The following is a 12,596-nucleotide window of genomic DNA, read 5'->3' on the forward strand; positions in this document are numbered from 1 at the left end:
ATAAGATTCAACCAGAACGTGCTTTTTATATGATTTATTTGTCGCTTTATTTTTGGTAATCGTTTCCCTTATAAACATAGTTTCATTATACCCGACGGGAAAGTTGAAATCAATTATTTTTAATATTCAATTTATTTTAGGTAACTACATTTGCGTTTTTTAAATTAGAACGTTGTAAAATCAACATTTTCGAGTGCAAAAAAGCAGTTTTTGATCTGTTTTTCTCAAAAACTGCCGAAACTTGGGCTAAACTAAATCCACACCTGTCCTCTGCATGTGGAAAAACGCCCTTTTTGTCTTTTTGTGGTGCCTGACACCAAGTACCGAGTGAAATATTCACCCTAATTTAGGGCTCTCTTCAAGTGTCCATGTCTAAAAGACAAAACATCGTTTTGTCTTTTTTAGGTACCTGGTACCGATTCCTTAATTTCCATGTGTAGACAATCATTTGATTTCGCTTATCCGGAAGAAAGTATTTCTCTCGGTAACCAGTAACCGTTTTTCCTAATCGCTCTCCACCATCAAGTAAATAAATCTGTGGCCACAAATCGATTAATCCATTCGGTGCAGGTGTTCCCGTTAAGCCAACCATTCTTTTAATAAACGGTCGTACCTTTTTTAAGGATTTAAACCGCTGGGCCTTTGAAGATTTAAAGCTAGATAATTCATCGATAACGACCATGTCAAAAGGCCAGTCCGAATCAAATCGATCCACAAGCCAGGTCACGTTCTCCCGATTGATAATGTAGATATCAGCTCTTTTAAATAGTGCAGCTACCCTTTGCTTTTCACTTCCAAGCACTTTGGAAATTCGAAGGTCTTTCAAATGGTCCCACTTCTCCACTTCTTCTTCCCAAGTAGTACTAGCCACCCGAAGCGGGGCAATTACCAGAACCTTCGCCACATCAAAATAGTCATACATCAGTTCCAATATAGCCGTTAGGGTAGACACTGACTTTCCCATACCCATTTCAAGAAAAAGAGCTGATTTCTCCTTCTCGATAATCCACTGAGTGGCATAATCCTGATAATGATAGGGTTTATAATTCAAAGGACCATCTCCTCTAGCATCCGATCGACCGCTTCATAACTATCAATCTTATAAACTTTAAAACCTAACGTTTCTAACTGTTTTTTCCTTTTCCGTTGTAATGCTCGTAGCTTCTTAGCTGGTGCCTTTAATTCTACAAAAGCAACCCTTGAACCATGAAAGAGCACCAACCTGTCTGGGACACCTGCAAAACCGGGAGACACCAGCTTCAAAGCCAACCCACCATTTTCGTTCACTTTCATTTTTAGCCTTTTCTCTACACTTGCTTCATTCATCTATTGGTCACCCCTAGAAATAATGTTTACAGCCAAAACTCAGTATTTACGGGCCTTTCAGCTTACTCGTAAACAAGTAAACATAAAAACAGTTAACCTATACATATATGGCTATTAGGGTGTATAAGCTATATATGTTATTCTCTATCTCTTCTTTATATAGATAGTTATGTTTATCATGTTTACAAAGTATATAAGTAAGAAGTAGTAAGGATTTGGAGTGTAAACAATAAAAGTTTTTTAAAGTTTACCTGTTTACAAATCTTCTCTTCTAAATCCCCTTTGCGTTCCATAGCTATTATCGAATCGAACAGAGCTTACCCTTTTCCAGCCTGGTGTATGTTGGATTATCATATTAATCTCTTTTGCATCATATCTGGTCATGATGGATACATCCTTTTGGAAAAGTTCCTCCCAAACCATCTGAGCACACACCTTATTCAGCTTCATCGTTTTGTCTGATTCATCTTGCGAATCCATATGCAAATAAGCTCTTCTCGTACCGATGTCAAGGTCATACCAATTCATCAGAACCTCGGTTTCCAAATAAGTTCTAATACTTTCTGCAATTGGATTCTCCTGTGTATGAGCAGCTTGAAGTTCCCGAGCCTTTTCCTCGATGTCCTTGCTTAATGCCAAGGTCTCTCCCTTTTCATACAGTACCTTCGCCTCCGCCCACACTTGATCAACTTCCTCTTCGTTTAAATCATCCCACATGTTTTTCCTACCACCACCGTTAACCGTAATCGGCAAAAAACGGCGGTTCCCTGTCGGATCATTTAAAAAGTCATAGTCATTCGTTGTTCCAAAGAATACACACTGTCGTTTGAATGTCTCATTATGCCTACCATAAGCAACTCGAAAGGTATCCTCAGATTTAGAAATAAAGTGCTTTACCGCTTCCGTTTCTACTTTCTTCGTTGCCGTTAGCTCTGCCATTTCCAAAATCCACGCACCCTGAAGCTGTTCGTAGGCCTCCTTGCCCTTTACAGTAATTAAGGAATCCGAGTGCCATTCTTTGCCTAGGAGCTTAATAATGTAACTCTTCCCAACACCCTGAGGACCAACAAGGACAACACAGTAATCAAACTTCGCACCAGGTCGATAGATTCTTGTCACTGCTGCAACTAAGATTTTTCGAGTAAATATTCGAACGCAGTCATTATCTTGAGCACCAAGGTAATCTACCATCAGGGTTTCAATCCGCTCTTGACCATCCCAAACAAGGCCATTTAAATAGTCCTTAATTGGATGAAAGGCATATTTCACTGCCACCTCACTCCAGGCATCAGCAATAACTCCCGCTCCTTTTATCCCATAAACGGAATATAGATAATTCCTCAAACTGGCATCATCTGTATCGGACCAGTATTCACCACGCTCAGCACTCCTCCATGGCAAATCATCTTTAATGACAACTCGATGTACAAAATCGTTCATCGCAATTCGGTCTTTTAAAGCTGGATCGTTTTCAAGAATGAGGATAACATTCGGTGCACTGGAGACAATGTTTCCTTTTTGATCCCTTGTCAGTTCCGATAGCCACTCCATCTCTTCATCTTCAAAATCACCTGCAGCAAGGTTTAACTGTTCTTTACCTAATGTCAGCTTTACCTGTTTATCCTTTAAGGCTTCTTCCACCATTGCTTTATAAGAAGGCAACCGATTGATTGGTGTTCCCTCTTTGACCGTTTCATCAAGGTCACCAAATAGATGCATTCGAACCAAATCAAAAGCATTACATAACCTTCCACCAATCGGGTCCGTAGAATGGTGAGAATAGGCAAAATCACCATCTTCATAAACCACCAACCCGCCTGCTGTGGAGCCAGCGGAATATGTGTATCTGTTTGGATCCTCACAAGACACATAGATATCACTTAAATATTTATCAATGACATCGATGACAGAATAAGTTCGGCAAAACGCACCAACCACTCCATCTTTTGATTTGGGATCACCCTGCTTATCTGCAAGCTTCTTCCGTTCATGAACGGTTCTTGAACTCTCTGGCCAATAAGAAGAGTCTCTCCAATCCGGATATCTAGCAAGTACAGCATCAGGATCAATCCATGGCTCATCCAACACTTTAAAAACAAACTCCCCATCAGATGGAGTCGATGGCCAATACATCAAGCGGTGCGCCTGGTAAGTGGTATCATCGAAAAAATCAATTCCAAGGTCAGCCGCAATTCTCCTTGCAATCGGTACATACTCATCAGCAGTAACAGGTCGTGATAAAGGAATTACGAGCCTTAACCTTGGATTTTTCGGATGATGTTTGTGAGTGGAGTACATCGCACATCCATAACCAAACATTGTCTCGATAGAAGCCCATAAATCTCCTTTGACGAAATCAGCATCAAGGGATATGATTTGCCGCCACACCACACTGTCATGTTTTCTTCTACCACCCTTTAAGGTTCCACCAACAAACCCACCGACATCTTTAATCTCATCTTGCTTAGATTTGGAAAGCTTTTTATATTCTTCATAGGTTTCATGGGTTCTAACAGTGCTGCTCAATTTCTTAACTAACTCAGACCAAAGCATTTCTCGGTTTTTCCAATTCAATTCTTTTCTGTTTCTTCCCGTCGCAATGGTGAGATTACTATCATGCTTTAATTTGTGGCTTCTTTTTTCACTGGGCTCTTTCACATCTACCAACCCTCCTGCGTATCAGCTTACGAAGGCCTTTTCTGGCTCCTTCCAAATCGCCGGAAAGAGCCTGACCTTTAAGTGTTTTAACGGTGTGCTTCGGTAGTACATCTTTGTACCGTTTTAAGTCCTTTAAGAAATTAACTGTTTTCATATCTGTCATGCTCGGCACTTCCCAAGCTACGCAGATTTAGTAGAACGTTCGATTAATGGCACTAATCTCTTTTCTCTCTTCAGCAACTCATAAAGAAACAACCGCCCCTTTTGTGTCCAGTAGGTGTGCATGACACTTCTTTCTGCATCAATGGCATGTGTTTTCGATTGCGTGTAGCCCATATCTGCATACTTTTGATATAGAAGCCACGTTTTTCCAAGTTTGTATTGCACACCTAATTCATGGAGGATTGTATTCAACTTTCTAGCGGATAGCCCATAATCTTTCGCAATAATGCTTATTGGTACAACCGATTTATTCTGAAGAACCAAATCATAATAGGAGGCTTTCGGTTTTAGTTCTCCAATAATCTGTTTATTTTGTGCGTTTTCAAGTTCCAGTCTTTTCGCCTTTTCTTTGGCTTCTTTATAATCAGTAAAGAGCTTAATCCCTAATTCAGGATTTTTAAGAATATCATTCAATAATGACTCTGAAGCATACAACCCATGTTTTCGGATATCCGGTAAGACCTCATCAAAAATCCATTGTTCGAATTGCTCAGCCTTTTTCTTCACTTGTTTATTCTTGCTTTGAGATGAAGCACCGATGATTAAGCGGTAAACATCACCTTCAGGAATAAAATTCTTCTCAATAGTTTTACCTTCACTTTGCGGATGAGGTACCTCTCTTTTTGATAGGTACCGGCAGTTCTTGATAATAGCCTGGTGGGGGTTACTGTAACAAAGCATTTTTGCCACATCTGTTGCTGGGAAATATTCTTTCCCATTAATCACCATAATTTCTAACTGACCAAATTCTGAAGAATTGAACACTCGTAAATTATTCATCTAATATTTCCTCCTGTTCGATTTAATCTTTCTTGTAATAATCCGTTTCAAAGCTATCTGCCCCTAAAGGCAATCCAGGTGCCCAATTAATTGGCTGAACCATCAGTTCTTCTACATCTTCCATCGAACCTGTTCCAATCGGAACATCCAGAACAACTTCATCGTGAACATGGAAATTTATAAGATATCCCGCTTCAGCCAACCGAAGCATAGAAACTGCAAGACAATCTCTTGCTATGGCCTGAATGATGTTCTCTGTCAACTTACCTCCGTATGTTGGTATCCTTCCCCACTGTTTGGAGCCTTGTTCAATTCCTTCATAAGTGAGTTGTTCTTTTCCAAACCGTTCGTCTATTCCTATTCTTGGCCTTACATATGCTAGTGAACGGCTGGATGGAAGTGTGATAAATAAAATCCCTTTGGTGTAATGAAAGGTTAGTCCATACTGCATCTTAACAACTGCTTTTTCTTTCACAGCTTTAATGGCTGCACCTTCTATCCCCCACCAAAGTTTCACAATGTTAGGGTTAGCCTCTCGCCATGCGGATACTAGCTCCGGAAGTTCGTCTTCCGTAAGCCCCATTTCAATCGCACCCATTTGCAACAAGGCTCCTTTAGAGCCTCCGTAACCAAGTGCTAGTTCAGCAATTTTCCCCTTCTGTCTAAGCGAGCTACCTTTATCAATGATTTCAATTGGTACTCTGAACATTTGTGCAGCAGAGGCTTCGTAAATCTTCCCATGAGATTGAAACACATCCATCCGCCAACGTTCTCCTGCTAGCCAAGCAATCACTCTGGCTTCAATTGCTGAAAAGTCCGATACGATAAAGCGGTGACCTTTGGATGGAATAAAAGCAGTTCTGATTAATTGCGATAAAACATCGGATACACTCTCAAAAAGCAGTTCCAATGCTTCATAGTTTCCTGACTTTAATAGATCTCTTGCAATCTGTAATTCCTTCATACTGTTCCTTGGGAGATTATGAATTTGAACAAGCCTACCAGCCCAGCGACCTGTTCGATTTGCTCCGTAAAATTGCAATAAACCTCTTATTCTGTGATCATGGCAAATGGAACGTTCCATCGCTTCATATTTCTTCACCGATGTTTTTGACATTGCTTGTCTTAATTTTAACAATCGTTTTACTTCAAAATTTTCCACTTCACCCATCAGTGCTTCGACATTTTTCTTCGCAAGGCTGTCCACTTTTATTCCTTGTTTTAATAACCAGCCTTTTAGCTGCGCTGGACTATTTGGATTTTCGAGTCCTGTTAAACAGACAGCTTCCTCGTAAAGCATATCTTGAAATGCCTTATCCGCTTGAATGGCATTATCAACTAGGTCTGTTTCAATCAAAACACCTTCATCGTTGACTTTCTGGTCCAATTCCCAAAGTTTCTGTTCCATTTTTGGAATTGGAAAAGCCTCCAGCTTGTTTCGAATTTGCCTTTCTACCTCAACGTCCTGTTTACAGTAATCCTTAAAGATAGCCCATTTATCAGGATCGTGTTTTGGTAGGTTACGAGTTCTTCCCTCATTCACTCTGGTAGGCTTACAAGGAACAGAAAAGTAGCGGATTAAAGCCTTTCCCTCTTTCATTTTCTGTTCTTGTAACCTTAGACATTTCGCCACGCCATCAAGGTATCCAGGTAAACCAAGTATTAAAGCATGGACAGATGAGCACCTCCACTGTTCCGGTGGCATTGGTGTATGAAATTGTTTAGCTAAACATGTGCGTTCAAAGTTGGCATTGTACGCAGTCTTTATCACATTAGGATCCGTGATTGCTTTTAGAATTTCCTTTGGTATTTCCTCACCAGAAGCCAAGTCAACAATTTGTACCTCTTCATCGTCAACTGCATAAGCAAAGAGGAGGACTTCAAAATCAGCTGATTCACAATAGGCATAGACCCCAGATTTAATGAGGTCCACGCTACTGTATGTTTCTATATCAATGGATAATAGTTTCATAGGTATCAACCTAAAATATCATCATCGTCTTCACTGTCATCAGCAAAGTCTGCCTCTGCACTACTTCTGCCACCGAGAGGGTCACCATCATCCGTCTTCATAATGTTTTGGAGCCCAGCAGCAATACCACGATTCCCGTTGACATTAAAGCCATAAAAGGTCAAGCTGACTCTTCCATAGCAGCCAGAGTATAATTCACTTTGGTCCATGATTGGCTCTAAATCCGCATCTACAATTCCTGGCTTAATTTTGCTGTTCGCATTAATAAAATAAGAATCAGCATAGGCTTCGTCATCTTCACGGTCCACATCACCATCACGAAGTGGTGTTTTTAAGTTCGAAGGCACTTTCCCACCAAACTTGTCCTTGTTTTCTTGAGTCGCTTTTTGGATTGCATCTTTTACTTTCTTAATGGTTTTCTTGTCTGATTTTGGAATGATAATACTCAATGAATATTTCAAGTCACTTCCGTTAACACTCACTGGTTGGTGCACATTCGCATAACTGAATCGTACTGGGGTCTCCTTAGTTCCAATCGTAATTTTTATCATGATTCATTTCCTCCTTATTATTGAAAATCTGCTTCTGGTGATGATTTTATTTCCGGCCGCTTGTCATCTTCTGGCACGAGCTTTATCTTGCCCGGTGCTTTTGTAACAAGAGAACCAAGCAACTCTTCAAACGCTTTTTTACCAAGTTCTTTTTCAAGTGTGGTAATTGTATTTAGGGATTTCTTGTAAATGACATCATTGTCATACCCTGCAGCGACGAGCGCTTCAGCCACTGCATTTCCATCGCTATATTTCCGGCTGCCTCTGCCTTCGACAAGCTTCATTCCAGGCCACTGTTTGTTTTCATCCATAGCCTTAGCAAAGGCATATTCTTGTACGTCCTTTGCATATCTAATCAGTTCATCAATAGCCGTAAGTACTTCTACCACTTCTTCATCTGACAGTAGCGGCGGCTTAAGAAAATCCATACGAGCAAGCTTCATGTTTTCTTCCGCTCTCACCCTACAAGTTGCTCTTGCCTTACAAAAACGACAGTGGTCACCTGCGTTATAGGTACCCTCGCCGGCAAATGCCAATTCTGCCTTTGGTTTGACCTCTGTTTCAGCCCAATCTAGAAGATCATCTACCGAAATTTCATCACTGGAAATGTTATCTAATCTTGGCTGCACAATTGTCATCGATACAGTCTGGATATTGTCGTACAACATTCCAAATCCATTCACGGCACCCAATGCATAAAGCCTCATTTGTGGGTTGTTTTCAGCGGAAACCTTGACCCCTTTACCACCCTTAAGGTCAACAACTTCCAAAATTCCGTCTGAAATAATCACCACGTCCCCTGTTCCAAACCCTTCAGGAACCCAAGGACTAAAATCCAGCCTTTCCTCAATAAGAATGAGCGGATCCTTGCTTCTTTCCCTAGCTTCATTTATTTTTTCGATGACGATATCTACGTAACTTTGAACAGCTTGTCCAATTTCTTCGTTATAAAAGGCATTTTTACGCATCTTCTGTAGCTGCTGGTTCCACTGTGCTTTGCTTAGTTGATTTAGCTCATAAGCAAGGTACAATTCGGATAGCTCGTGCATGAAAGTTCCTTCTTCCGCAAATACACTGGTCGATTCTTCATACCGCTCTGATAACCGGACGCTAGGCGGACAGGCTATCCAACGATGGGCACTAGATGCACTTAGCGAAGCATGTGCTCTTTCAGCATGGTTCGTGGTTTCTAATTTTGTTTGCTTCATGACAATTTTTCCGCCTGTTGTAGGACTTCAGGAAATTGATTAGTAGGAATATCGCTTAATTTTTTTGCACCAAAACTGGTAATCAATTCTTTAACCTGTGCTTGCTTCCCTTCTTGTGACAAAGCGGCAAGCTTTCCTCTTACATCTTCCAAAGTGGGTAGCTCTGTTTTGGCTACTTGTTTCGTTTTCTTTGGTTTTGCTTTTTCCTTCGGTTCAATTTCCTGAGGCGTTCCTACATTTTCTGGTGCCGCACCTTCCATTGCCGAAATTAACGCTTCCATACTCCCTGCTAGGTCTCGTAAATCCTGCACCACATCCAGTGCGAGCTTGGTTTTACTCATGATCTTGTTCTCCTTTCTTTTCCTTTGGTCTTGATTTGTTACAACAACCTAAATGGTTCTAAAGTCCATGTTGTGATAAAATAGGAAATTATAGGGAGCAAATAGAATGGCCATTTGATTTGTTCCTTACAAGTTAAAGTGTATCTAGATATGGTTATTTTGTAGTTTGGATAAAGTCAGGAGAAAATTAGGTAGAAATTAGGTTCCAATGAAAGGAGGAGTTGAGAGTGTTTTTAAATTTTTCATCTTATGCACAAGCAATAAAGAGAGCGATTCCAAATTCTACTAATAAAGATGTTACGAATTTATTAATTGGATTTATTATTGAGCAAGAAAATGTTCTTAATAAGAATGGGGATCCTTATAATTTAAATGGTAATACCATATACCAATGGTGGCATCAAAATGAAGATATTCCGAATGGAATTAAAAAAGCTGCGGCTTCGCCTGCAATTTCATCAGGAGCTATAGATTACTTTGAAAGTGACGTTGTCCCTAAGGTAAGTCCTCAAAAGGAACTAGATTTATATCATGATCTGAGAAACACCATTGAATCAGACACTGAAATTTCAGATTATACTCGTAATGATTTTCTTACACTCTATGAAAATAACGATTTAACAGAATTTCTAGTAGAAGTTTTTTTGTACGCTATACAAAAAGATAATAAAAAGACTAGTCACCTTAGGAAAAAACCAAAAGCGAATGATGGTATTAACTTAGAGGAAGATCTAGTTAAATTACAAGAACTCATACAAAAGTTCAAAAAACCTACTGTGCAAGCACCACCTGAATATCTTGATAAAAATGAAATGACTTACGTGAGTGAACTACTTGCTGCTTATATAGATGACAATGGTAAAAAAACAATAAAAAAGGAGGACATTGCCAGTCATCCTAAGTACGGTGAAAATTTTCAGAGACACCGAAAAGATTACTATGCAGCTGAAACGATTCGACAATCTGCAAGAGATATACTATTAGATAACGAAAAAGATGAGTTTAGTATTTTAAAAGAAGAAACTTACGATGGAATAATAGATGTACACGAGGATGACTATATTAATGGATATAAACGTCTTAAAAGTGTAATGAAGCATGTAACGAGTATCCAACTTAATAAGTCCATATTAAATAGTCTTCCAGGTTGGATCAGCACAAGCGAAAAGAAAGGTGTTTGTCATATATTAGTGAACGATGGAAAAATAAAGTGGGTGAATCTTGATGAATAATATTTTTAATTCAACATTTGAAGTTTCATTGAGGATTTTGATTATTCTGAGTGAATATCAAGATACCCATATTTCAACTGATACGATTGCAGCCATTGATTTTATTTCTATTTATGGTGCTGAATTTGAGATATCGGATACAAACCTTCACGGTGACAATATATTTAAGTTTAGTGAATTCACAAGCCGAAGAACTCTTATACAGCAAGGTGTAAAAAAGCTAGTGTTACAAAACCTTATTTCTGTGTTACCTAGTGAAGACGGCTTTACTTATCACATTAATAATAATGGCAGAAAATATATAAACCTTTTTGAAAGCAATTATGCTCATACATATAAAGAAATGTGTCATAAAGCTCGGCAATTCATTTTAAATCGAACAGAAAAAGATGTTTTAAAAATGATAAATGAACTCTCCATCTATTCATTAAAGAAAAGAGGGATCTAATTGGCCAACTTTTTTATAAAGCAAATATTTCTAACAGGGCCTAATGTCGAAACCGCCTCTATTCACTTGGATAAAGGGCTAAACATTATATATGGTCCATCAAACACTGGGAAAAGCTATATAGTAGAATGTATTAATTTTTTATTCGGAAGTAATGTAAAAGAGTTTCGTATTGGGGACGATACAGGGTATAATCGTGTTTCTATGGAGATATCAACTGAGGGCGGAAGTATTTTCCTTGAACGTCAATTTGATGATAATAAAATCATTGTAAGTAGTTCCAATCCTGATATTCCATCAGGAAAGTATAGCACGGGGAAAGCTAAGCAGAGTATTAATAATTTATGGCTCCAATTAATGGGGATTGAAAATCCCCCGCAAATATTAAAAAATGAGTCTTTTGGGAGACAAGCATTAACCGCACGATCATTTTTACATACATTCCTAATCGAAGAGGATAATGTGTTTCAAAAAGAAAGTATTATTTTTAGAAAATCAGTCTTTTCCAAAACTGCGATACTATCCATATTACTATATTTTATAACTGGGGATGCGTTTGAAGATTTTGATCCACGTGAAGAAAAAAAGGTGAAAGAAGCAAAAAAGAATGCCGTTATTAAATACATTAATAATCATTTAGCCTCTTTAGCAACTCGAAGAAATGAATTAATTGATCCTAACAGTCTGAGTGTCTATGAGGTTCGTGAAAAAATTGATGCTATATTAAATGAAATATCCAATACGGAAGAAAAACTATCTATTGCCATTAATCGAAGCAAAGACTTGTCAAATGAAATATATAATGTAAACAGTCAACTTGCCGAATCAAATATGCTCCATAATCGTTACGAAGTTTTACGTAGCCAATATAATGCGGATATTAGTCGATTAACATTTATTGTTGAAGGTGAAGTACATAAAAATGGGATTCAAGAGGTTTCTAGGTGTCCATTTTGTAACGGCGGTTTGGAAAAGGAAGAGGAAGAATCATGCATAGAAGCTGCAGGAGCAGAGTTACAAAAAATTGTTTCACAACTCAAGGATTTAGACGAGGCTGAACATGATATTATTAATGAAATAGACAACCTTTACACCAAAAGATCACATCTGGAAATTGAGCGTTCAGAAATAGAAGCTGTTATCAATTCAGAATTAAAACCTAAAATAAATGAACTTCAACACTCTTTGAACGAATATCGAAGTTCTATCGAGAATCAAAATGAAACCAACGTTTTAGAGCGCTTTGAAAAAGAAATGCTATATGATTTACGTCAGTTTGAAGATGAAGAAGAAAGTGAGATCAAATATAAACCTAAAGAACATTTTAACCAACAAATAATGCATCAAATTGATGAAATACTAACAAATATACTAGAAAAATGTAACTTTGATCATTTTAGCTCTGCGTATTTTAGTAAAGATTCCTTTGATGTAGTGATTAATGGCCAAGGTAAGTTTACATTTGGTAAAGGATATAGAGCGTTTCTAAATACTGTTGTTGCTCTATCATTTATGGAATATTTAGCTCAATATGGTGCTTTTTCAACAGGTTTACTTGTTATTGATTCACCTATATTATCACTAAAAGAAAAAGGAAGCGAACAAGCATCTGATAGTATGAAACTATCATTATTTAAATATTTGTTAGAAAATCAAAATAACGGGCAAATTATAATCATTGAAAATGAAATACCTCAATTAGATTATAGTGAAGCTAACCTTATACAATTTACGAAAGATGTGAATATTGGTCGTTATGGATTACTATATGGTGTGACTGAATAGTTGAATTAGAGTTTTATTGCATAACGGGCAACACAAATATGCCCGCCAAGCCATAACAGCTTAGCGGGTAAAT

10 protein-coding genes and 1 pseudogene are annotated in these 12,596 nt (G+C 38.3%); 3 read left to right on the plus strand and 8 right to left on the minus strand.

Annotated features, from left to right (window positions below; genetic code table 11):
• Positions 1-421 precede the first annotated feature (421 nt).
• The 8 genes and pseudogenes from NC799_RS06600 to NC799_RS06635 form a co-directional block, all read right to left on the minus strand.
• Positions 422-1,051 (minus strand): annotated as a pseudogene (locus NC799_RS06600) (SNF2-related protein); the annotation flags it as partial.
• Entirely contained in the window at positions 1,048-1,326 is a 279-nt protein-coding gene (locus tag NC799_RS06605; protein ID WP_272445601.1) for a VRR-NUC domain-containing protein, read from the minus strand. The pseudogene NC799_RS06600 and the gene NC799_RS06605, both read right to left, overlap by 4 nt.
• A gap of 255 nt (positions 1,327-1,581) precedes the next feature.
• Positions 1,582-3,984 (minus strand): virulence-associated E family protein, encoded by a 2,403-nt coding sequence (locus NC799_RS06610; RefSeq protein WP_272445603.1) that lies wholly within the window; start codon positions 3,982-3,984, stop codon positions 1,582-1,584.
• Positions 3,985-4,164: 180 nt separating this feature from the next.
• Positions 4,165-4,986, minus strand: coding sequence for a phage antirepressor (locus tag NC799_RS06615; RefSeq protein ID WP_272445604.1), 822 nt, complete (start codon positions 4,984-4,986; stop codon positions 4,165-4,167).
• Positions 4,987-5,008: 22 nt separating this feature from the next.
• Positions 5,009-6,958, minus strand: a complete 1,950-nt coding sequence (locus NC799_RS06620; RefSeq protein ID WP_272445605.1) for a DNA polymerase — start codon at positions 6,956-6,958, stop codon at positions 5,009-5,011.
• Between the two features lie 5 nt (positions 6,959-6,963).
• A complete protein-coding gene (locus NC799_RS06625; RefSeq protein WP_272445606.1) occupies positions 6,964-7,509 on the minus strand; it encodes a DUF2815 family protein in 546 nt (181 codons plus the stop codon).
• Positions 7,510-7,526: 17 nt separating this feature from the next.
• Positions 7,527-8,717: a DUF2800 domain-containing protein gene (locus tag NC799_RS06630; RefSeq protein WP_272445607.1), complete on the minus strand. Its 1,191-nt coding sequence runs from the start codon at positions 8,715-8,717 to the stop codon at positions 7,527-7,529.
• The gene (locus tag NC799_RS06635; protein WP_272445608.1) at positions 8,714-9,058 is read right to left on the minus strand and encodes an rRNA biogenesis protein rrp5; all 345 of its coding nucleotides are present in this window, start codon (positions 9,056-9,058) and stop codon (positions 8,714-8,716) included. The genes NC799_RS06630 and NC799_RS06635 overlap by 4 nt, the downstream gene beginning before the upstream one ends.
• Positions 9,059-9,285: 227 nt before the next feature.
• Between NC799_RS06635 and NC799_RS06640 the strand changes: the two genes are divergently transcribed.
• Genes NC799_RS06640 through NC799_RS06650 form a run of 3 tightly spaced genes read left to right on the plus strand, consistent with a single transcriptional unit; the run spans position 9,286 to position 12,523 of the window.
• Complete coding sequence (locus NC799_RS06640; RefSeq protein WP_272445609.1) at positions 9,286-10,290, plus strand: ABC-three component system protein; 1,005 nt, start codon at positions 9,286-9,288, stop codon at positions 10,288-10,290.
• The gene (locus NC799_RS06645) at positions 10,283-10,738 is read left to right on the plus strand and encodes an ABC-three component system middle component 2 (protein ID WP_272445610.1); all 456 of its coding nucleotides are present in this window, start codon (positions 10,283-10,285) and stop codon (positions 10,736-10,738) included. The genes NC799_RS06640 and NC799_RS06645 overlap by 8 nt, the downstream gene beginning before the upstream one ends.
• Positions 10,739-12,523 (plus strand): AAA family ATPase, encoded by a 1,785-nt coding sequence (locus tag NC799_RS06650; RefSeq protein ID WP_272445611.1) that lies wholly within the window; start codon positions 10,739-10,741, stop codon positions 12,521-12,523.
• Positions 12,524-12,596: the final 73 nt, after the last annotated feature.

The organism is Aquibacillus salsiterrae, assembly GCF_028416595.1.
GTDB classification, from domain to species: domain Bacteria; phylum Bacillota; class Bacilli; order Bacillales; family Amphibacillaceae; genus Aquibacillus_A; species Aquibacillus_A salsiterrae.